The following is a 22,481-nucleotide window of genomic DNA, read 5'->3' on the forward strand; positions in this document are numbered from 1 at the left end:
ATTATCAGGAGACACAAAAAATGTTACCATTAAAAGAATTTGTACAAAATCGTTACAATAAATCTATCGCAGAATGTAGTAACGAAGAGCTTTACCTTGCTCTTCTTAACTACAGCAAACTTGCAAGTAGCCAAAAACCAGTCAACACTGGTAAGAAAAAAGTTTACTATATCTCAGCTGAGTTCTTGATCGGTAAACTCTTGTCTAACAACTTGATTAACCTTGGTCTTTATGACGAAGTTAAAAAAGAACTTGCTGATGCAGGTAAAGAGTTGATCGAAATCGAAGAAGTAGAGTTGGAACCATCACTTGGTAATGGTGGTTTGGGACGTTTGGCAGCCTGCTTTATCGACTCAATCGCTACACTTGGTTTGAACGGTGACGGTGTTGGTTTGAACTACCACTTTGGTCTTTTCCAACAAGTTCTTAAAAACAACCAACAAGAAACAATTCCTAACGCTTGGTTGACTGACCAAAACTGGTTGGTTCGCTCAAGCCGTAGCTACCAAGTACCATTTGCACACTTCACATTAACATCTACTCTTTACGATATCGATGTACCTGGATACAAAACAGCTACTAAAAATCGCTTGCGTTTGTTTGACTTGGATTCAGTTGACTCTTCTATCATCGAAGATGGTATCAACTTTGATAAGACAGACATCGCTCGCAACTTGACTCTTTTCCTTTACCCAGACGATAGCGACAAACAAGGTGAATTGCTCCGTATCTTCCAACAATACTTCATGGTTTCAAACGGTGCTCAATTGATCATCGATGAAGCAATCGAAAAAGGAAGCAACTTGCATGACCTTGCTGACTACGCAGTTGTACAAATCAACGATACGCACCCATCAATGGTGATTCCTGAGTTGATCCGTCTTTTGACTGAACGTGGTATCGAACTTGATGAAGCAATCTCTATCGTTCGTAGCATGACTGCTTACACAAACCACACAATCCTTGCTGAAGCCCTTGAAAAATGGCCTCTTGAATTCTTGGAAGAAGTGGTTCCTCACTTGGTACCAATCATCAAAGAATTGGACCGTCGTGTTCGTGCTGAATACAAAGATCCAGCTGTTCAAATCATTGATGAAAACGATCGTGTACACATGGCCCACATGGATATCCACTATGGATACAGCGTAAACGGGGTTGCCGCTCTTCACACAGAAATTTTGAAGAACTCTGAGTTGAAACCTTTCTACGATCTTTACCCAGAAAAATTCAACAACAAAACAAACGGTATCACCTTCCGTCGTTGGCTCATGCATGCTAACCCAAGCTTGTCTCACTACTTGGATGAAATCCTTGGCCGCGAATGGCACCATGAAGCTTCTAAATTGGAAGACCTTCTTTCATACGAAGACAAGGCTGCTGTCAAAGAAAAATTGGAAAGCATCAAAGCCCACAACAAACGTAAATTGGCTCGTCACTTGAAAGAACACCAAGGTGTGGAAATCAATACTAACTCTATCTTTGATATCCAAATCAAACGTCTTCACGAGTACAAACGCCAACAAATGAACGCTTTGTATGTTATCCATAAATACCTTGACATCAAGGCTGGTAACATCCCTGCTCGTCCAATCACAGTCTTCTTTGGTGGTAAAGCAGCTCCTGCCTACACAATTGCTCAAGACATCATCCACTTGATCCTTTGCTTGTCAGAAGTGATTGCTAACGACCCAGCAGTTGCACCACACTTACAAGTGGTTATGGTTGAAAACTACAACGTTACTGCAGCAAGCTTCCTTATCCCAGCATGTGATATCTCAGAACAAATCTCACTTGCTTCTAAAGAAGCTTCAGGTACTGGTAACATGAAATTCATGTTGAACGGAGCTTTGACTCTTGGTACTATGGACGGTGCTAACGTGGAAATCGCTGAGTTGGTTGGAGACGAAAACATCTACATCTTTGGTGAAGATTCAGAAACTGTTATCGACCTTTACGCAAAATCAGCTTACAAATCAAGCGAATTCTACGCTCGTAAAGCGATCAAACCATTGGTTGACTTTATCGTGAGTGACGCTGTTCTTGCAGTTGGTAAGATTGAACGCTTGGAACGTCTTTATAACGAATTAATCAACAAAGACTGGTTCATGACTCTTCTTGACTTGGAAGACTACATCAAAGTTAAAGAGCAAATGCTTGCTGACTACGAAGACCGTGACGCATGGTTGGACAAAGTTATCGTTAACATTTCTAAAGCAGGATTCTTCTCATCTGACCGTACAATCGCTCAGTATAACGAAGATATCTGGCACTTGAACTAATACTCTTCGAAAATCTCTTCAAACCGCGTCAACGTCGCCTTGCCGTACTCAAGTACAGCCTGCGGCTAGTTTCCTAGTTTGCTCTTTGATTTTCATTGAGTATAAGATACGAAATTTTATAGTTATTACACTACCTAGCAAAAAAGCGAGTTTCAATTGAAACTCGCTTTTTTTGAATACTTGAGTAGAGATAGACCTCAGATACTATATTAAAATGGGTCAGTTATATAGAGTGGTGGCTTAAAACTATTCCTTATCATTATTTTTATCTGAAAATTGTAAGAAAGTATGTTAAAATAGGAACATATACAAGTAATTGTTTGAATATCATATTAGAATTTGAAGAGGTGCATTATGAGTAATTTAGAGATTGGGAAACGAATTCGTACCTTACGGACTGAAAAGGGATTGAGTAGGGAAGCCTTTTGTGGAGATGAAAAAGAACTGACTGTTCGTCAGTTGGGGCGAATTGAAACAGGAAATAATTTGCCCAGTTTAGCCAAACTAGATTATATAGCTGGAGTGCTAGGAGTTCCAATATCTCAGTTAATTGATGAACGATTGCTAATCGTTCCCAAAGAGTATCTAAAACTAAAAACAAAATTGATTCGTCAATCTATTCATGGAGATGAAGAAAAAATCCGCCAACGTGAGGCTATCTTTGAAGATATTCAAGAACGTTTTTATGACCAACTTCCTGAGGATGAGCAAGTAGCAGTTGAAGTTCTACAAGCCATTGATGATGTGTATGTTTCTGAAAACGCTGAATTTGGAGAAGGTTTAATTGAGGAATATTTTGAACAAACAATGTTACGAACAGAATATTCGACAAATGATCTACTGATATTGTACTTATATTTTTTATCTCTAGCTGTTAATTCAGAACGAGATGAAATAACTTTAAAAAAAGTTTGTTTAAATATTGTATCTCAAACAAACTATGATGATACAAACTATGTTCACTTGCTTCAAAGGGTGCTAATAGGTTTAGTACTTTATCAGCTTGACATTAATTATCATGAATTTATTCCTGAAATATTGAGTATTTTAAGAGAAATTATGATTGAAATCGGAGATACTAGTTTAAAACCAACTGTAGACTTCATTGAAGCAAAATATTACTTATACGGAGAAAAAGATAAAGAAAAAGCCCTACAATACTATGAAAAAGCTATTAACGGAGCAGAATTTTTGAATGATATGAATTTTAAAAATCGAGTGATAGAGGAAAAAAATAAGGATTTTCCATAATTTCAATTTAAAAACAGGACATAAATGTCAGTGGACATAAATGTCCTGTTTTTTTACTCTCATAAGGGATATACTGTTATTGTAAATAAGTTAAGAGAATCGCAATGCTAGAATCATTTCTATTTAACAGGATGTAGATTAGCAGGCGGGAGGAAACTATGGTAAAAACAATTGACTATTATATGGATGAAAAGTTTGTCAAGAAGGACTATCTGATTATCAAAAATAGTCTAGATAGCAGACGCCTATGTAAAGTAACACTTGATGAGAAGCTACTAAAATTAGTTCTCTTGCTTCCAAATGAAATGAGAGAAATCAAAATGGATTCTAACTTAAAGCCTAGAATTAGAGTTATTGACATAACCGATGGTAGTGAGTGAAGTTTCTAAAATAGAAATTAAAATTAGAAAGAGGTAATAAAATGATTAAGGTAGAAAGAGTTACAAAGCGATTTGGAGATAATATTGCTTTAAATCAAATTAGTTTTTCCATATACGAAGGAGAAATTTTTGGATTCCTAGGTCCATCTGGTTCAGGGAAGACAACAATGATCAATATTCTGACAGGACAGCTACAGGCTAACAGCGGAAAGACAGAATTATTAGGAAAAGATTCTCAAAAATTACTTCCGTCAGATTTTGAAGAGTTAGGTTTAGTAGGTGACACAAGTGGTTATTACGAAAAATTAAGTTTGTACAATAACTTGTTACTGTTTGCAAGACTATACGGAATTTCAAAATCTAGAATTGAAGAAATTCTAAAACAAGTTGGTCTGTATGATAGTAAAGACACTCCAGCTGAGAAACTTTCTACAGGAATGCGTCAACGAATGCTTTTAGCTCGTGCTTTAATCAATGACCCTAAAGTTCTATTTTTAGATGAACCTACAAGTGGGTTAGATCCCACCACCTCAAAAAAGATTCATAAATTACTACAGGAGTTAAAGGAAAGAGGAACAACCATTTTCTTAACTACTCATGATATGAATGAGGCGACTTTATTATGTGATAACCTAGCTCTTTTGAATAAAGGCGATCTTATTGAACAAGGAAGCCCAAGCGAAATTATACAAAAATACAACACGGAAAAAAAGGTTGCAGTAACCTATAGTGACTCTACTAAAAAAGTAGTGCGCTTCGAAGACTTGCAGCAAGAAGATTATAAAAAAATGATGACGATTCACTCATGTGAACCAACTTTAGAAGATATTTTTATTAAATTGACAGGAGAAAAATTAGATGTTTAAGAGAATTTTAGCCCTTATCTGGTTGAGGACACAAGTATTATTAACAAACAAAAACACTTTGGTACAGGTAGTATTCCCATTCTTTCTTGTTCTACTCTTCCAAAATTTTATGAATACAGATGGCACTCAAGGGAAAACACTATTGTTCAGTTCTTTAACAATGGCATTCTCATTTTCTTCTGGATCAATGATTTCAAACTCTATTGCAGAGGAGAAAGAAAAAAGAATTTTTAAAACTCTTATCTTAAGCGGAGTTCGCCGTGGAGAATATCTTGTTTCCGTTTTGTTTTATCCTGTAATCTTTGCCTTGACTTCAGTTATTTCTTTCCCTATTATGGTTGAAGTGGATTTCGCAAAAGATTATCCTGTATACCTTGTAGTAGCTTCTCTGGTAGCATTATGTACAATCCTCTTAAATTTAGTGATCGGATCTATTTCAGAGACACAAACTCAGGCTCAGGTTTATGGTTTGATTCCAATGCTTGGCCTCTCATTCTTGCCGATGTTTTCTCAAGTTAGCTCAGAGGTCAAGAAATTTATGGATACAACCTTCTTAGGAGTTTATGTAGATTTCTTTAATAAACCAGATTTCAAGTTGAATTTTGACAGTTTGGGGATCACTTTTGCTTGGGTTGTAGCATTACTTGCTCTTAGTTATTGGGGTTTGAAAAATAAAAAAAGAGTACAGTTTGGAAAACTAACAATCGCTAAACTTCATAAACTAACTTTTTTTAAAGCTTAGTGTTTAGTCCCTATAACCTAGTCTTACGGATGGGGTATAGCGTCAGACAAAAAACCAGCACTTAACAATGCTGGTTTTACTACCTTTAAGCCTCAGGTTTTTCTTAGTTGTTACCTCAAATTTCTTGTATTCGTTTACATACAGTATTATAATAGTAATGTGGTAAAGAAAGAGGGTGTTTTTATGTGGAAAAAATATTTTTCAAAATATAAATGGACTGATTTATTTTGGATTCTTTTTGTAATTTGGTCATGCCTTTATACGGGTAATAGTTCTTCGTTTCCACTGACTCATCAAGAAATCTCTTTTCATGGATGTTGTTATGGGGCATCACTTGCCTTATATCACTTGCTATTTATTGATAAATTTGTCATTTCAAATCGAAAATAAATAGAGAGGTCATAATTTTTTCTCCTTTTCGGAAAGACAGTGAAAAAACGTGTTTTAAACCCGCATCTCAAGAAGAGGTGCGGGCTTGGTTTTATCTCATAAACTAGTTCACAGTGCTTTCCCAACCAGAATCTCTGCTTCGATAGTAATCTCAGTTAACTGACTCCAATCAATCTTGCTTTGGTCGACATGAAAGAGCAGGGGAGTCATGCTGAGTAAGGCTTGGCGTTGCTCTGCTGTGATAGACTTGGTCAAGGAAGCAATCTGACTAGATTGGATGCTGAAGTGTTCTTGGAAGTGTTCCTTGATATCTTGGTTTGAATAATCCTTCTTAGTCAGCTGATCCTGTACCATCTGACGGATTTCCATGAGGTGGTTTTCAGTAGGAATGACCTTGATTAAGATGCCGTCCTTTGATAAGACTCGTCGGAATTCTCCGTAGTTGGCAGGTGAGAAGATATCAAGTAGGATATCCATGCTGGCATCTTTTATAGGAAGACGAGCCAGGTCACCGACAAACCAATTGACCGCCCAGTTGGGTTCGCTTTTGGCAGCAATCTGGATCGAGTCTTTCGAGATGTCAAAGGCGTAAAAGGTTTTTTCAGGGTGCACTTCTTGGAGTTTGCGAGAGTAGAAGCCTTCGCCACAACCGATGTCCAAGATAGTTTTTGCGGATGGTTTAGTCGCTAGTAGGTCCGAGATGCCTTCTAAGATAGCCTGATAAAAGCCAGCTTCTAGGATTTGCTGACGATTTTGAAAGTTTTCCTTGTCGTAGTTGGTCGATTGCTTGATTTGTGGTGCTAGATTGACATAGCCGAATTTTGCTAGGTCAAAAGAATGGCGGTTGCTACATTTGAGGCTAGTCTCTACCAAGGTCAGATTTTCTTGGCAGATAGGGCAGGCAAAGGCACTAGCAGAAGCAAAGCGCTGGAGTTTGGGTTTGAGGTTTGTATTCATAGTTTAAGTGTATCAAAAGAGGCAAATGAAAGCAACTTTAGGAATAAGTAGATGGGAGATTCAGTAGAAATAAAACTAATTCTCCAATTTATGGAATTAAATTGCTTTTATATCTAAATTGCTATATAATAATGATAAGGAGGAAATAAGTATGTTAAAAGAAGTATTAAGCGTCGCAAAAGTTGCGAAAAAATCATCACTCTTTTTGGGTGGTGTCGCATTTGGTACCCTTGGTTTGAAAATCTTGGCAAGTAAGGAAGCTAAAAAAGGTTATTCTAAAGCTTTGGCTAAGGCTTACAAGTTGAAAGACGAGCTAGATGCATCTGTTTCTGTTGTGAAGCAACATGGAGACGATGTCTTGCAAGATGCCAAATATTTGTACGAGCAAGAGAAAAAAGAAGAGCAATTAGATAGCCTTATAGGTGAATAATATGTCTTTTAAAGTGCTACATAGAGGATACCAACATATCCGACTATCATCTTCTTTTTCACTCACCTTGGATATTCAAGACTATCTTCGTTCCTTGGCGAGAGATGAAAAGGGGATTGAGTCTATCCAGTTTTACATGGATCAACAGCACTTTACTCTACGTATAAAAGAAGGCTTTTCTGTATTAGATAATGCAGAAGCCTTTTTAAAAAGAATTGATAAAGGGAAAGTTTCTGAGTTGATGACTCTTCCCATTCGTAGAGAAGAGAGTGCTTATTCTATTGTTTCAGGTGCAGCGATTAAGCGTATACTTTTTCGTAGTTTTGTGCCGTATCCTATTCGCTATATATGGACTTGTTATCAGGCTTTGGGTTATATCAGAGAAGCCTATCAAACACTAGCGCGTAAGGAACTAACGATGGAGGTCTTGGACTGTTCGGCGATTTTATTGTCCTTGTTTATGAATCAATCCAAGACAGCTAGCAATATCATGTTTATGCTTGATTTGGGGAATCATTTAGATCAGTGGTCCTTGAAAAAAACGGCAACAGATTTAGAACAAAGTCTTCTTGCAAAAGAGAGCGATGTATTCTTGGTACAGGGCGATACGGTCGTTAGTATCAAGAGTTCCGATGTTCAAATAGGAGATGTCTTGATCTTATCTCAAGGAAATGAAATTCTGTTTGATGGACAAGTAGTTTCAGGTTTAGGTATGGTCAACGAAAGTTCCTTGACGGGAGAGAGTTTTCCAGTTGAAAAAAGAGAGTCTGATTTGGTTTGTGCAAATACAGTATTAGAAACTGGAGAGTTGCGCATTCGTGTAACCGATAATCAGATGAACAGCCGTATTTTACAGCTGATTGAGTTGATGAAGAAATCTGAAGAAAACAAGAAAACGAAACAACGCTATTTCATCAAGATGGCGGATAAGGTCGTCAAATATAATTTCTTGGGGGCTGGGCTGACTTACCTATTGACAGGTTCTTTTTCTAAGGCTATTTCTTTCCTATTGGTCGATTTCTCCTGCGCTTTGAAAATCTCTACTCCTGTAGCTTATTTGACAGCTATCAAGGAGGGGTTGAACCGTGAAATGGTGATTAAGGATGGAGATGTTCTGGAGAAATACCTGGAAGTTGATACTTTCTTGTTTGATAAGACGGGAACGATCACAACTAGCTATCCGATAGTTGAAAAGGTGTTACCTTTTGGAGACAATAGTGAGGAAGATATTCTCAGAATCAGTGCCTGTCTTGAGGAACACATTTATCATCCTATTGCTAATGCTATCGTCAAGCAAGCCGAGATAGAGGGAATTGAACATGAGGAAATGCATGGGAAACTCCAATATATCGCAAGTAAGGGGATCAAATCTCATATAGATGGCCAACCAGTTCTTATTGGGAATTATGTCTTGATGCAGGATGAACAGATTTATATCAGTTCAGAACAAAATGCTTTAATTGAAGAGTACAAGAGTCACTACAATCTCTTATTCTTAGCCTACCAGAATGAATTGATTGGAATGTTCTGTATTCATACTCCTTTGAGAAAAGAAGCAAAAGCAGCCTTGGAGAAACTTAAGGCACAAGGGAAAAAATTGATTCTGGCAACAGGGGACACCTTGGTTAGAACAGAGGAATTAGTCAAAGATTTGCCCTTTGATCAGGTCTATACAGACTTGAAACCTGATGGGAAATTTGAGTTAGTAGAGGAACTGCAGAAAGCAGGTCACACTATTTTGATGGTTGGAGATGGCTTGAATGACTCAGCGGCTCTAACCCTATCAGATATCGGTGTGGTGATGAATGAGAGTGCAGATATTTCTAAGCAGATGAGCGATATCTTATTGTTAGATAATCGTTTGGATTTCTTCCAAGAGTTGGATTCGCTATCATCATCTTTGCAAACACTCATCAAGAAGAATATTCAAGATACCGTTGTCGTAAATAGTAGTTTGATTGGCTTTGGCTTGTTTAACTGGCTCAGCCCTTCAAATCTTTCTATCTTACATAATCTAACAACCTTACGCATTGTACTGCGTAGCCTGTCTATTAAGGGATAGGTGGGGACTATTCACAGCAAAAAGGAGTTACCTTTCTCGAGGGTAACTCCTTAGTTTATAAGAAAATATTTAATAGGTTAATAAGTCAAAACAAAGTATTTTTTCTTACCGCGACGGATAACGGTCAATTCATTTTCTAATTTATCGCTATCACTCAAGACATAGTCAAGGTCTTGGATGCGGTCGCCGTTGACGTAAATAGCTCCGTTTTGAACATCTTCACGAGCTTGGCGTTTTGAGTTAACCACACCAGATGACACGAGAAGTTCTACGATATTGTGATTTTCATCTGCTTGTACTTGGTAGTTCGGAACGCCACGAAGTCCTTGTTTGAGTTCTTTGACAGAAAGGTTTTTGATATTTCCAGCAAAGAGTTGCTCAGTGATGTTAAGGGCTTCTTTGTAAGCTTCTTCGCCGTGAACCAGAGTTACGACTTCACGAGCGAGGACTTTTTGAGCCAAGCGTTCGTGTGGAGCTGCTTCAAATTGTTTGCGGATGTCTTCAATCTCATCAAGTGACAAGAAAGTAAAGATTTTCAAAAAGCGAACAGCGTCAGCGTCCATAACATTCATCCAGAATTGGTACATTTCGTATGGAGAAGTCTTTTCAGGGTTGAGCCACACAGCGTTCCCTTCAGATTTACCAAATTTCTTACCAGTTGCATCTGTGATGAGTGGAACAGTGATAACGTGACCAGTCTTGTCGGCTTTACGACGAAGCAATTCGGTACCAGCAGTCATATTTCCCCATTGGTCAGATCCACCGATTTGAAGAGTAACATTGTGCTCTTGGTTTAGAACAAAGAAGTCGTACCCTTGCATGATTTGGTAGGCAAACTCAGTGTAAGAAATCCCTGTTTCAATCCGTTTTTTAACAGACTCCTTGCTCATCATGTAGTTGACAGTGAAGTATTTTCCGATATCGCGGAGGAAGTCAATGAAGCTGATGCTGCCAAACCAGTCGTAGTTGTTGACCATGACAGCTTTATTTTCACCATTTTCAAAATCAAGAAAGCGAGAAAGTTGTCCTTGGATAGACTTGACCCAGCCATCTACTGTGTCTTTTGTTTGGAGACTACGCTCAGCATCTTTGAAGGACGGATCTCCGATGAGACCAGTAGCACCGCCAACGAGCGCATAAGGTTTGTGACCTGCTAACTGCAAACGACGACTTGTCAAGATTGCGACAAGGTGGCCTAGGTGAAGGCTGTCAGCAGTTGGATCGTAGCCAGTATAATAAGAAACTTGACCTTCTTCTAGGGCTTTACGCAAAGCTTCTTCATCAGTCGTTTGAAAAATCAACCCACGCTCTTTTAGCTCATCAAAAATGTGCATGTATCTTTTCTCCTTTTTAAAATATTGTTTCTACCTATTGTACCACAAACTTAGCAAATAACCTAGTAAAATCGGGAAGAAAGTTGCTGCTCGGACTTTTTTGGAAACGAGTGAAATATGGTATAATAGCACTAGTTTATTTTCAGAGAAATAGATAAAAATAGTTGAGAAAGGGGCTGAAAGATGTTTCATATTATTGAATTGCCAGAAGTCTTGGCCAATCAAATTGCGGCAGGAGAAGTTATCGAACGCCCTGCTAGTGTAGTTAAGGAACTAGTTGAAAACGCCATTGATGCTGGCTCTAGCCAGATTATCGTTGAAATCGAGGAAGCTGGGCTTAAGAAGATCCAAATAACAGATAATGGTCACGGGATTGCCCACGATGAAGTAGAATTGGCTCTCCGTCGTCATGCGACCAGTAAGATTAAGAACCAAGCGGATCTTTTTCGGATTCGGACCCTCGGCTTTCGTGGTGAAGCCCTGCCCTCTATCGCATCTGTCAGTGTTTTGACTTTGTTGACAGCGGTGGATGGTGCCAGTCACGGGACCAAGCTAGTGGCTCGTGGGGGAGAAGTTGAGGAAATCATTCCAGCGACCAGTCCTGTGGGGACTAAGGTTTGTGTGGAAGACCTCTTTTTCAATACACCGGCTCGTCTCAAGTATATGAAGAGCCAGCAGGCAGAGTTGTCTCATATCATTGATATTGTCAATCGTCTGGGGCTAGCCCATCCTGAGATTTCTTTTAGCCTGATTAGTGATGGCAAGGAAATGACACGAACAGCTGGTACGGGTCAACTGCGTCAAGCCATTGCTGGAATTTATGGTTTAGCCAGTGCTAAAAAAATGGTTGAGATTGAGAATGCTGACCTAGACTTTGAAATTTCAGGCTTTGTCTCATTGCCGGAATTGACACGGGCTAATCGTAACTACATCAGCCTTTTTATCAATGGCCGTTATATCAAAAACTTCTTGCTCAATCGTGCTATTTTAGATGGATACGGTAGCAAGCTCATGGTGGGACGTTTTCCGCTGGCTGTGATTCACATCCATATCGACCCTTATTTAGCAGATGTCAATGTGCATCCAACCAAGCAAGAGGTGCGAATTTCCAAGGAAAGAGAACTGATGGCGCTGGTTTCAGAAGCTATCGCAAAGAGTCTCAAGGAACAGACCTTGATTCCAGATGCCTTGGAAAATCTGGCAAAATCTACTGTTCGCAATCGTGAGAAAGTAGAGCAAACGACTTTGCCACTGAGAGAAAATACGCTCTATTATGAAAAAAATGAACCGACCAGACCGACACAAGCTGAGGTGGCAGACCATCAGGTGAACCTGACTGAAGAGAAACAGGATTTGAATCTGTTTGCTAAGGAAACCTTAGACCAGATGACCAAGCCAGCTAAACTGCATTTTGCAGAGAGAAAGCCAGCTAACTATGACCAACTGGACCATCCAGAGTTAGACCTGGCTAGTCTGGATAAGGCTTATGACAAGTTGGAGCGGGAAGAATCTTCAAGCTTCCCAGAGTTGGAATTTTTCGGACAGATGCATGGGACCTATCTTTTTGCCCAAGGTCGAGATGGGCTCTACATCATAGATCAGCACGCGGCTCAGGAACGGGTTAAGTATGAGGAGTACCGTGAGAGCATTGGCAATGTTGACCAGAGCCAGCAGCAACTCCTAGTACCCTATATTTTTGAATTTCCTGCGGATGATGCCCTTCGTCTCAAAGAAAGAATGTCTCTTTTAGAGGAAGTAGGCGTCTTTCTAGCAGAGTACGGGGAGAATCAATTTATCTTGCGCGAACATCCCATTTGGATGGCAGAGGAGGAAATCGAGTCTGGGATCTATGAAATGTGCGACATGCTCCTCTTGACCAAGGAAGTTTCGATCAAGAAATACCGAGCAGAGCTAGCCATTATGATGTCTTGCAAGCGGTCCATCAAGGCTAACCACCGTATCGATGACCACTCGGCCAGACAACTTCTATATCAGCTCTCTAAATGCGACAACCCATACAACTGTCCCCATGGACGCCCTGTTTTGGTACACTTTACCAAGTCAGACATGGAAAAGATGTTCCGTCGCATTCAGGAAAATCACACTAGCCTACGAGAACTAGGCAAATACTAATACTCTTCGAAAATCTCTTCAAACTGCGTCAGCCTTACCTTGTCTAACTTAAGTTATGCCTACGGTTAGCTTCCTAGTTTATTCTTTGATTTTCATTGAGTATAAATTGAAGGGAAAATTATGTACGAATATCTAAAGGGTATTATTACCAAAATTACTGCTAAATACATCGTTCTAGAAACTAACGGTATCGGCTACATTCTGCATGTGGCTAACCCTTATGCCTACTCAGGGCAAGTCAATCAAGAAGCGCAAATCTATGTGCATCAAGTTGTTCGCGAAGACGCTCATCTCCTTTACGGTTTCCGTTCAGAAGACGAGAAAAAACTCTTTCTCAGCTTGATTTCGGTGTCGGGCATTGGCCCTGTTTCTGCTCTTGCTATTATCGCGGCTGATGACAATGCAGGCCTCGTTCAAGCTATTGAGACTAAGAACATCACCTACTTGACCAAGTTCCCTAAAATAGGTAAGAAAACAGCCCAACAGATGGTATTGGATCTAGAAGGTAAGGTGGTTGTGGCAGGGGACGACCTCCCTGCTAAGGCTGCAGCTCCATCTAGCAGTGACAACCAAGAACTGGAAGAAGCTATGGAAGCCATGCTGGCCTTGGGCTACAAGGCAACAGAGCTCAAGAAAATCAAGAAATTCTTTGAAGGAACTTCTGATACAGCTGAAAACTACATCAAGTCTGCCCTTAAGATGTTGGTGAAATAATGGGGATTGCTCGAATCACTCTAGTTGAAGCAAAGAACAGTAGCAACCATGTCAAGATAAAGTTTAAAAATGGGAAGATTGATAAACTATGGCTACACTGTACCGTTTTTCCATTGTTTTGTAAAAATTGTCAACAGAGCCAAACAGGATTATTCTTGCATAGTGGCTCTCGCTATGGTCAAGTTGGCTCACTTCCTTGTGAATTTTGTGGTGCAGGTATTGCCATAGTAGATCATGACAATATAGTGGAAAGTATAAAAGTGAATGATGAATCTTGTTCTTTCGAGAAACTCTACCTGTTAGGTACAGACTATATTGAATGGTTTGAAGAATGGTATGGGATAACAATGGCTCCAGAAAGCTTATTTGAAGGTTGGACTGATTGGATGTCTGTAGACCAGCTTCGAGAACAGATTGAAACATTAACTGGTATAGAAACAGATGATCAAGCAAGATATCAAACAGATGAAAAATTTAACCCTCTACCACCAGATATTAATCGTTGGATTAATCTATTGGATAAGTCTACTGTTCCCTTGCCTGACTACGTTTCAAAGATAGGAGAATAAGATGCCAAAACGCTGTGGCTGGGTTAAAATGAACAACCCTCTCTATGTAGCCTACCACGATGAGGAATGGGGCCAGCCCCTTCATGATGACCAGGCTCTTTTTGAGTTGCTCTGCATGGAGACCTATCAGGCTGGACTATCTTGGGAAACGGTGCTCAATAAACGTCAAGCCTTCCGAGAAGCGTTTCACGGATATCAAATTCAAGCAGTCGCAGAGATGACTGACTCTGAATTGGAAGCTTTAATGGACAATGTAGCGATCATCCGAAATCGAGCTAAGATTTTTGCGACACGTGCCAACGCCCAGGCCTTTCTACAAGTTCAGGCAGAATTCGGAACTTTTGATGCTTATCTTTGGTCTTTTGTGGATGGACAAACCATCGTCAATGATGTGCCTGACTACAGCCAGGCGCCTGCCAAAACAGCTCTATCTGAAAAATTATCCAAAGATCTCAAAAAACGAAGCTTTAAGTTCACAGGCCCAGTCGCCGTCTTGTCATTTTTACAAGCTGCAGGTCTGGTTGATGACCACGAGAATGATTGTGAATGGAAAAGCGGTAAGTAGTGAGTACAGATAGCGAAAGTATTTGAGAATATAGAAAAAGCTGAGAAATTCATCTCAGCTTTCTTTGTTATAGTCAAAGCAAATGACTTGCTCCGTTGCATCTACATACGCGTGGACTCCAAAGGGAACAATTGCTCTTGGTGTGGCATGGCCAACGTTTAGATTATAGACAATCGGGATAGTGCTATCAATGGTGTCCATTAAAGTCTTCTTATAGTCGTCATAGAAGGTTTCATCCATAGGTTTTCCGACCAAGAGTCCACTGATGACTTCAAATATCCCAGTTTCTTTTAAAGCCTGCAACATTTTTTTGAAATCATCAGGTTCAGGTTTTTCTTCGCTTGTTTCTAGCAGTAGGATCTTTCCTTCCCAGTCGGATAAATCAGTGAAAAGTTTGTATCTTTGGCAGAGGTCTGTGCTATCTGCGTGTAGAGAGTTGTCAAAAATATCATAGAGAGATTCGAGGCAACCACCGAGGATTTCCCCTTCGAATTGGGCATTGCCTTGTAACAAGTCAAAACCTGTATTTGCATGACTGACACGAGGTGTTCCCAAGGCTTTGGGACTAAAATCAGTCCGTTCCTCGTACCAAACGTTACTAGGGCGAATTTCTGAGATTTTTCCAGTCTCAATCAATTCTTTAAAGTAGTGAAGGCTATAGTCCAGCATTTCCTTGTCTAATTCACAAATGTCTGCTAAAAAGGATTGCCCATAAAAAGTCTTGATTCCTAGTTTATGCAACATGAGATGGTTCATGGTCGTATCCGAGAAGCCAAGAAAAATCTTTTGCTTGATAACCTTTTGTAGTTGGTCATTTTCAAAAAGATGGGGCAATAAACGATAGGTATCGTTTCCACCGATGGCGCATAGGATCATGTCGATGCTATCATCAGAAAAGGCCTGAATTAAATCCTCCGCACGAGCTTCGGGATGTTCTTTGATAAAGTCTAAGCCTTTTAGTGAATGAGGTAAAAAGATAGGATTGAGTCCGAGGCCCTTGAGACGTTGGACTCCCAAGTCCACTTCGTGTTTGACAAAGTCTTCTCCGATAATGCCACTAGACAAACTAACAATACCAATAGTAGAAACCATATCTCATCCTCCTAGAAATAAATTGATGCTATTGTATCACAAAAGATGAGGGGAAACAACAAGAATTAGAGTCAGAAGAAGACTTTTAGATCAAGAAAGTAGTAAAAAAGCAACCAATCGTGTGGTTGCTTTTATAGTAGTTAATTTCTTATAGAGCAGTAAGGAAGGTCAGTCCGCCAAGGACAACCCCGGCTGAGTTTGGAATGATTAGAATCCAATCTTTCTTAGGCTCTTTTGTCCATCCGTAAATGACCCAGATTAAGCAAGAAACAGCTGCTGATAAAGGTTGGAATGGTTGAGCTTTATTTCCTTGTAAATTGGCAAAAATTTGGGGGATGTAGGCTATAAATACAATAATTCCGATAAAGGCACCAATTGAACCGACAATTTGATTAATTCTCTGTTTTGTCATATATATTTCTCCTTATTACTTTATTAGTATAACAGAAAAACAACTTGGAATCAAGGATAAAACCTCGGGATTCCAAGGGAAGACTTTACATTAGAATGTTATTAGAAAATGTGTCTACTTCTTTTGAGAATCGAAAAATGATTTGGAGACAGAATAAAAGTAGTGTGTCTACAAAACACACTACTTTTTTTGTTTATCTTAATATCTAGCAGGTCCAGCACTTGCGCTCTTGATGTTGAAACGTTTTTTGAGGTAGAAACGTAGGGCAAGGAGAGCTCCTCCAATGACCAACAAAACAAGAGGTGGTAAGCTAATGTTGATGGCTTGTGGAAGGAAGTTACTCAAGAAGAGGATGAAGACCCAAGCAAACATAGTCGCTAACATAACCAAAAGTGATTTCCAGAATGGAGGACGTTGGCTACGGTCAGTATCTGGTCCGTAGTAGCGGTAGATGAAGTGATAGAGAAGGTAGAAGGCAACTCCACCGAAGGCTCCTACACTGATAAGTGTTACCAATCCGTAAGCCACTGGTTGGTTTGAGAAGAAGCTCATCAAGGCACTAACTACTGCAAATAGTCCTGTAATGAAAAGGGCTGAATCCAACATCATCAATTTTGGATCGTCATTTTCCTTTGGATGTTCTTTTTCGTATTGTTCTTTTTCGCTAAAGCTGTGAGCCCAGTGAGTTGGTGCTCCGTAGATAGAGCGAGCGGTCACACCTTTTGGTTGTTCTTTAAGGATATGAGGAATCACTTCTTCAAGGATAGCCTTGATTTCGGCATCGGTTTTGCCGTCCTTGAGAAATTGCTGGGTTGCAATATGGATAAATTCCTGGTTTTTCTTGGTTAATTCTTTTAAATCAATCTGTGACATAATAACTCCTGTTAGAACCATTTTTTATGGATGAGGTAAAGAGTGAGGGAAACACTCATAGCAAAGGCGATAAAGACGATGAGCCAGAAAGCGTGCGGTTCTCCGTTTAAAGGAATTTCATTATCCTTAAAGTTCATTCCGTAGGCTGAGAAAATCATGGTCGGGATAGACATAACGATGGTCACGAGGGCCAAGGTTTTCATGATATTGTTCTGGTTGTTTGAAATGATAGAGGCAAAGGTCTCTGTCATAGAGTGAAGGACGTTTCCATAGATATCCGCCATCTCGATGGCCTGTTGCGTTTCAATCAAGGTGTCTTCAAGTAAGTCTTCGTCTTCAAGGTATTTCTTAATATTGCTAGTTGCACTGGTCAATTTTTTAATCACGCGCTCGTTTGTCTTAAGAGAGGCCTTGAAGTAGACGATGGTCTTTTCCAACTCCATGAGTTCAATCAATTCTTCGTTTCGAGTAGATTTGTGAAGTTGGGTTTCGATTTGCTCACTCTTGCGTTCGATTGAACGAAGGGCTGTCAGATAAATTTCAGCGTTGCGGTAGAGGATTTGGAAGATAAAGCGTGAACGCATGAAGGTATAGAAATTTCGAAGTCTCCGATTGATAAAGACATCTAGAAGTGGGAGAGGTTCCAAGCAAGTAGTAATAATAGCCTCCTCTGTGATGATAATCCCCAAGGGAATGGTCACATAGTAGGTGCGGTTATTTCTCTCCTCGGTAATGGGAACGTCTACGATGATCAGAGTGTATTCATCTTCAATGGTAATACGAGACATTTCTTCCGCATCGAGTGGTGCACGGAGGTCAGCGATATCAATATCAAAAGCAGAAGCGATTTCCATCGATTCGCTCTGGGTAGGATTGACGAGATTGATCCAAGTGCCCGGTTGGAGCGTATCGATCTCTTTAAATTCAGTTGTTGTTGAGAGAAAGACTTGTTTCATATCTCCTATCCTTTCCTAATCTAATCCGTGTTTCAGTGATTTTTAGCACCGTACTATTATACTACAAAATCGGCTTTTTTGGTAATAGAATTTCACTTTTTTTGGTATAATGGAAAGCAACAATGGACTAGAAAGAAGTAACATGCAAGATAAGATTGTCATCCATGGGGCACGCGCCCATAATTTAAAAAATATTGACGTGGAAATTCCACGTGACAAGCTAGTTGTGGTGACGGGGCTGTCGGGTTCGGGCAAGTCGAGTCTTGCCTTTGATACCCTGTATGCAGAGGGGCAACGCCGCTACGTAGAGAGTTTATCAGCCTATGCTCGTCAGTTTTTGGGCAATATGGAAAAACCAGATGTGGACTCTATCGATGGTCTCAGCCCTGCCATTTCTATTGACCAGAAAACGACTAGTAAAAACCCTCGCTCGACTGTCGGTACTACGACGGAAATCAACGACTATCTCCGTCTCCTCTATGCTCGTGTAGGAACACCTTACTGTATCAATGGACATGGGGCTATCAAGGCTTCTTCTGTTGAACAGATTGTCGACAAGGTTTTGGAATTGCCAGAGCGCCAGCGTCTGCAGATTTTGGCTCCTGTTATTCGTAAGAAAAAAGGGCAACATAAGACTCTGATTGAAAAGATTCAAAAGGATGGTTATGTTCGTGTCCGTGTCGATGGGGTTGTCTATGATGTGACCGAAGTTCCTGAACTTGAAAAGAATAAACAACACACCATCGATGTGGTGGTAGACCGTATTATCATCAAGGAAGGTATCCGTAGTCGACTCTTTGATTCGATTGAAGCAGCGCTTCGTATCGCTGAAGGTTATGTAGTTATTGATACTATGGATGATTCAGAGTTGCTCTTCTCAGAACACTATGCCTGCCCAGTCTGTGGTTTTACAGTTCCAGAACTAGAACCTCGTCTTTTCTCTTTCAATGCTCCGTTTGGTTCTTGTAGCGAGTGTGATGGTTTAGGGATCAAGCTAGAGGTTGATACGGACTTAGTCGTACCAGATGCTAGCAAGACCCTTCGTGAGGGAGCCTTAGCGCCTTGGAATCCTATCTCTTCTAACTATTATCCAAATATGCTAGAACAAGCTATGACAGCCTTCGGAGTGGACATGGATACTCCTTTTGAAACCTTGTCAGAGGAGGATAAGAATCTCATTTTCTATGGTTCAGATGGTAAAGAGTTCCATTTCCACTATGAAAATGAATTCGGCGGAGTTCGTGATATCGACATTCCTTTTGAAGGTGTTATAGGGAATATTAAGCGACGTTACCATGAAACCAATAGCGACTACACCCGCACACAGATGCGTCTTTATATGAATGAGCTAACTTGTGGCACTTGTCACGGTTATCGCCTCAATGATCAGGCCTTATCCGTTCGTGTAGGAGGAGAGAAAGCCCCTCATATTGGAGAAATTTCAGACCTCTCCATCGCAGACCATTTGGAGGTTATTGATCAACTAAGCCTATCTGAAAATGAAGCTATCATCGCTCGTCCTATTCTTAAAGAAATCAAAGACCGCTTGACCTTCCTCAATAATGTCGGACTCAACTATCTGACCCTTTCTCGTTCGGCAGGAACCCTATCAGGAGGGGAGAGTCAGCGTATTCGCTTGGCAACCCAGATTGGTTCCAATCTCTCAGGAGTTCTCTATATCCTTGATGAGCCGTCTATCGGTCTTCACCAGAGGGACAATGACCGTCTGATTGCCAGTCTGAAAAAGATGCGTGATTTGGGAAACACCTTGATCGTAGTAGAACATGATGAAGATACCATGCGAGAAGCCGATTATCTGATTGACGTTGGTCCTGGAGCGGGTATCTTTGGTGGAGAAATTGTCGCAGCAGGAACGCCTAAGCAGGTGGCTCGAAACAGTAAGTCCATTACAGGACAGTATCTATCAGGAAAACGTGCCATTCCAGTACCGACGGAACGCCGTATAGGCAATGGTCGCTTTATCGAAGTGACAGGTGCGCGTGAGAATAACTTGCAAAATATCACTGCTCGCTTCCCACTCGGGAAATTCATTGCGGTGACAGGGGTCTCTGGCTCAGGGAAGTCGACACTTATTAACAGCATCCTCAAAAAAGCCATTGCTCAAAAGCTTAATCGCAATTCAGATAAACCTGGAAAGTTTAAGACTATCTCAGGGATTGAGCATATCGATCGTCTGATAGACATTGACCAGAGTCCAATTGGACGAACACCGAGGTCTAACCCTGCTACCTATACAGGTGTATTTGACGATATTCGTGACCTCTTCGCTCAGACAAATGAAGCCAAGATTCGTGGCTATAAGAAGGGTCGTTTTAGTTTTAATGTCAAGGGCGGTCGCTGTGAGGCCTGCTCGGGTGATGGTATTATCAAGATTGAAATGCACTTCTTGCCAGATGTATACGTAGCTTGTGAAGTCTGCCACGGAACCCGCTACAACAGTGAGACCCTAGAAGTTCATTATAAAGAAAAAAATATCTCGCAAGTTTTAGATATGACCGTCAACGATGCGGTGGAATTTTTCAAACACATTCCGAAAATTCAACGCAAACTCCAAACGATCAAGGATGTAGGACTAGGTTATGTGACCTTGGGACAACCAGCTACGACACTTTCTGGCGGAGAGGCTCAACGTATGAAGCTGGCTAGTGAGCTCCATAAACGCTCGACCGGTAAGTCCTTCTACATTCTAGATGAACCGACAACTGGTCTTCATACCGAGGATATCGCGCGTCTACTAAAGGTCTTGTCTCGCTTTGTAGATGATGGTAATACAGTTCTCGTGATTGAGCACAATCTGGATGTCATCAAAACAGCAGACCATATCATAGATTTAGGTCCAGAAGGCGGTGTCGGTGGCGGAACCATTATCGCAACAGGAACACCAGAGGAAGTAGCGGCCAATGAAGCTAGCTATACAGGACAGTATTTGAAAGGAAAGTTACATCATGAATAAACGTGTGCAAGCATTTCTCGATAAAATGCAAGAAAAAGAACTAGATGGAATCATTATCAATAACCTTAAAAATGTCTACTATTTGACAGGATTTTGGGGTTCAAATGGAACAGTCTTTATCAGTCGTGACCGTCAAATTTTGGTGACGGATGCCCGCTATATCATCGCTGCTAAGCAGGAAGTAACTGGTTTTGAGATTTTTGCAGAACGTGACGAGTTGGCTACTATCGCAAAAATTGCAAAAGACATGGGTCTTTCTCGTATCGGGTTTGAAGATGAAATCTCGGTTTCTTATTACCACCGCATGCAAGCCGCTTTTGAAGGTTTGGAATTAATTCCTCAGACACAGTTTGTTGAAGCGCTTCGTATGATAAAGGACGAGACAGAGATTGCAACTATTCGTAAGGCTTGTTCAATATCAGACCAAGCTTTCCACGATGCCCTTGAATTTATCAAGCCAGGGAAGACTGAAATTGAAATTGCCAACTTCCTTGATTTCCGTATGCGTGAGCTGGGAGCGGCAGGTTTGTCTTTTGACACAATCTTAGCGAGTGGCATCAACTCTTCTAAACCCCATGCTCACCCAATGCACAAGCCAGTAGAACTAGGCGAAGCTATCACTATGGACTTTGGATGCCTTTACGAGCATTATGTGAGTGATATGACTCGTACCATCTACCTAGGCCATGTCAGCGACGAACAAGCAGAAATCTACAACACCGTTTTGAAGGCTAATCAAGCTCTGATTGACCAAGCTAAGGATGGCTTAGGTTTCCGTGACTTTGATAAAATCCCTCGTGATATTATTGTGGAAGCAGGCTATGGAGAATACTTTACTCACGGTATCGGGCACGGTATCGGACTTGATATCCACGAAGAACCTTACTTTAGCCAAACTTCCAAAGAAGTTATCAAAACTGGTATGGTCTTGACTGATGAACCTGGTATTTATATTGAAGGTAAATACGGAGTTCGTATTGAAGATGATATCTTGATTACAGATACAGGTTGTGAGTTATTAACCCTTGCTCCAAAAGAATTAATCGTAATCTAAGAAAAATGAGATAAATCGTTGACTTTTACTAGTTAAAGGTTTATACTGAAAGGCGAAAACGGTAGGTGAGGCTACCATAGGGATACGGATGACTACCGCAAAGCAGTGGAGACACTACTCGTTGGTCAACAGTCCTGGTCGCGAAGGTCAAGACTAAGCTCATTACATCGCCCTATGGAGTTAAAGCTTGAACGAAAACAGATAATCAGTTTTTTAGTCCTGCCATTTTATGGCAGGATTTTCTGCTGTTTTAAAACAAAGAAAGGAGACAAACGATGCAAATTGACGATCATCCAGAACCGCACATACACACCCAATCGCTGATTTGTGTCGTTCTGTCCCTATAAAGTGATTGGTCTCTGTGTATGATACTCTTCGAAAATCAAATTCAAACCACGTCAACGTCGCCTTGCCGTACTCAAGTACAGCCTGCGGCTAGTTTCCTAGT

At 40.5% G+C, this 22,481-nt stretch carries 20 protein-coding genes and 1 riboswitch; of the genes, 14 read left to right on the forward strand and 6 right to left on the reverse strand.

All coding sequences use genetic code 11. The annotated features are described in order from the left end of the window. Positions 1–20 precede the first annotated feature (20 nt). The 6 genes from glgP to HMPREF2957_RS09480 all read left to right on the forward strand — a co-directional run bounded on the left by glgP (position 21) and on the right by HMPREF2957_RS09480 (position 5,908). Positions 21–2,279 carry a glycogen/starch/alpha-glucan family phosphorylase gene (gene glgP / locus HMPREF2957_RS06785; protein ID WP_070678338.1) on the forward strand — a complete coding sequence of 753 codons (2,259 nt, stop codon included), beginning with the start codon at positions 21–23 and terminating at the stop codon, positions 2,277–2,279. Positions 2,280–2,633: 354 nt separating this feature from the next. Beyond that, complete coding sequence (locus HMPREF2957_RS06790; RefSeq protein ID WP_070678341.1) at positions 2,634–3,530, forward strand: helix-turn-helix domain-containing protein; 897 nt, start codon at positions 2,634–2,636, stop codon at positions 3,528–3,530. A 158-nt stretch (positions 3,531–3,688) separates the two neighbouring features. After that, on the forward strand, positions 3,689–3,910 hold the full coding sequence (locus HMPREF2957_RS06795) for a hypothetical protein (RefSeq protein WP_070678345.1): 222 nt from the start codon (positions 3,689–3,691) through the stop codon (positions 3,908–3,910). A 41-nt stretch (positions 3,911–3,951) separates the two neighbouring features. Then, positions 3,952–4,776, forward strand: coding sequence for an ABC transporter ATP-binding protein (locus HMPREF2957_RS06800; RefSeq protein ID WP_070678348.1), 825 nt, complete (start codon positions 3,952–3,954; stop codon positions 4,774–4,776). After that, entirely contained in the window at positions 4,769–5,518 is a 750-nt protein-coding gene (locus HMPREF2957_RS06805; protein ID WP_070678351.1) for an ABC transporter permease, read from the forward strand. Before HMPREF2957_RS06800 ends, HMPREF2957_RS06805 begins: the two co-directional genes overlap by 8 nt. Before the next feature lie 183 nt (positions 5,519–5,701). Then, positions 5,702–5,908, forward strand: coding sequence for a hypothetical protein (locus tag HMPREF2957_RS09480; protein ID WP_083312347.1), 207 nt, complete (start codon positions 5,702–5,704; stop codon positions 5,906–5,908). Positions 5,909–6,016: 108 nt separating this feature from the next. Here HMPREF2957_RS09480 and HMPREF2957_RS06810 read toward each other — a convergent pair whose 3' ends face one another. After that, positions 6,017–6,865 carry a putative RNA methyltransferase gene (locus HMPREF2957_RS06810; RefSeq protein WP_070678352.1) on the reverse strand — a complete coding sequence of 283 codons (849 nt, stop codon included), beginning with the start codon at positions 6,863–6,865 and terminating at the stop codon, positions 6,017–6,019. A gap of 151 nt (positions 6,866–7,016) precedes the next feature. Between HMPREF2957_RS06810 and HMPREF2957_RS06815 the strand changes: the two genes are divergently transcribed. After that, a complete protein-coding gene (locus HMPREF2957_RS06815; RefSeq protein ID WP_000910903.1) occupies positions 7,017–7,295 on the forward strand; it encodes a DUF6110 family protein in 279 nt (92 codons plus the stop codon). Position 7,296: 1 nt separating this feature from the next. Continuing rightward, on the forward strand, positions 7,297–9,357 hold the full coding sequence (locus HMPREF2957_RS06820) for a heavy metal translocating P-type ATPase (RefSeq protein WP_070678355.1): 2,061 nt from the start codon (positions 7,297–7,299) through the stop codon (positions 9,355–9,357). Between the two features lie 77 nt (positions 9,358–9,434). Here HMPREF2957_RS06820 and tyrS read toward each other — a convergent pair whose 3' ends face one another. Then, positions 9,435–10,691, reverse strand: a complete 1,257-nt coding sequence (gene tyrS / locus HMPREF2957_RS06825; protein WP_000546896.1) for a tyrosine--tRNA ligase — start codon at positions 10,689–10,691, stop codon at positions 9,435–9,437. Between the two features lie 183 nt (positions 10,692–10,874). Here tyrS and mutL point away from each other — a divergent pair, with 183 nt between their 5' ends. From mutL to HMPREF2957_RS06845, 4 genes are all read left to right on the forward strand, one after another. Continuing rightward, positions 10,875–12,824, forward strand: a complete 1,950-nt coding sequence (mutL, locus tag HMPREF2957_RS06830; protein ID WP_070678356.1) for a DNA mismatch repair endonuclease MutL — start codon at positions 10,875–10,877, stop codon at positions 12,822–12,824. Between the two features lie 120 nt (positions 12,825–12,944). Continuing rightward, positions 12,945–13,538, forward strand: coding sequence for a Holliday junction branch migration protein RuvA (gene ruvA, locus HMPREF2957_RS06835; protein WP_070678359.1), 594 nt, complete (start codon positions 12,945–12,947; stop codon positions 13,536–13,538). Continuing rightward, the gene (locus tag HMPREF2957_RS06840; RefSeq protein ID WP_070678362.1) at positions 13,538–14,107 is read left to right on the forward strand and encodes a hypothetical protein; all 570 of its coding nucleotides are present in this window, start codon (positions 13,538–13,540) and stop codon (positions 14,105–14,107) included. Before ruvA ends, HMPREF2957_RS06840 begins: the two co-directional genes overlap by 1 nt. A gap of 1 nt (position 14,108) precedes the next feature. After that, on the forward strand, positions 14,109–14,672 hold the full coding sequence (locus tag HMPREF2957_RS06845) for a DNA-3-methyladenine glycosylase I (protein WP_070678365.1): 564 nt from the start codon (positions 14,109–14,111) through the stop codon (positions 14,670–14,672). Positions 14,673–14,726: 54 nt separating this feature from the next. On the opposite strand, the gene HMPREF2957_RS06850 is transcribed toward HMPREF2957_RS06845, so the two are convergent. The 4 genes from HMPREF2957_RS06850 to HMPREF2957_RS06865 form a co-directional block, all read right to left on the reverse strand. Continuing rightward, complete coding sequence (locus HMPREF2957_RS06850; protein WP_070678368.1) at positions 14,727–15,764, reverse strand: S66 family peptidase; 1,038 nt, start codon at positions 15,762–15,764, stop codon at positions 14,727–14,729. 148 nt (positions 15,765–15,912) lie between these two features. After that, the gene (locus HMPREF2957_RS06855) at positions 15,913–16,176 is read right to left on the reverse strand and encodes a SemiSWEET family transporter (protein ID WP_049496815.1); all 264 of its coding nucleotides are present in this window, start codon (positions 16,174–16,176) and stop codon (positions 15,913–15,915) included. A 198-nt stretch (positions 16,177–16,374) separates the two neighbouring features. Next, complete coding sequence (locus tag HMPREF2957_RS06860) at positions 16,375–17,049, reverse strand: DUF1129 domain-containing protein (RefSeq protein ID WP_070678371.1); 675 nt, start codon at positions 17,047–17,049, stop codon at positions 16,375–16,377. Positions 17,050–17,060: 11 nt separating this feature from the next. Next, positions 17,061–18,005 (reverse strand): magnesium transporter CorA family protein, encoded by a 945-nt coding sequence (locus HMPREF2957_RS06865; protein ID WP_004250490.1) that lies wholly within the window; start codon positions 18,003–18,005, stop codon positions 17,061–17,063. 142 nt (positions 18,006–18,147) lie between these two features. Between HMPREF2957_RS06865 and uvrA the strand changes: the two genes are divergently transcribed. Together uvrA and HMPREF2957_RS06875 are read left to right on the forward strand one after the other, a co-directional pair. Further along, positions 18,148–20,979, forward strand: coding sequence for an excinuclease ABC subunit UvrA (uvrA, locus tag HMPREF2957_RS06870; RefSeq protein WP_070678375.1), 2,832 nt, complete (start codon positions 18,148–18,150; stop codon positions 20,977–20,979). Further along, positions 20,972–22,033, forward strand: a complete 1,062-nt coding sequence (locus HMPREF2957_RS06875; protein WP_070678379.1) for a M24 family metallopeptidase — start codon at positions 20,972–20,974, stop codon at positions 22,031–22,033. The genes uvrA and HMPREF2957_RS06875 overlap by 8 nt, the downstream gene beginning before the upstream one ends. 53 nt (positions 22,034–22,086) lie before the next feature. After that, positions 22,087–22,240, forward strand: a riboswitch (M-box (ykoK) riboswitch). Positions 22,241–22,481: the final 241 nt, after the last annotated feature.

This window comes from Streptococcus sp. HMSC062D07 (genome assembly GCF_001814215.1).
Taxonomy (GTDB): domain Bacteria; phylum Bacillota; class Bacilli; order Lactobacillales; family Streptococcaceae; genus Streptococcus; species Streptococcus infantis_I.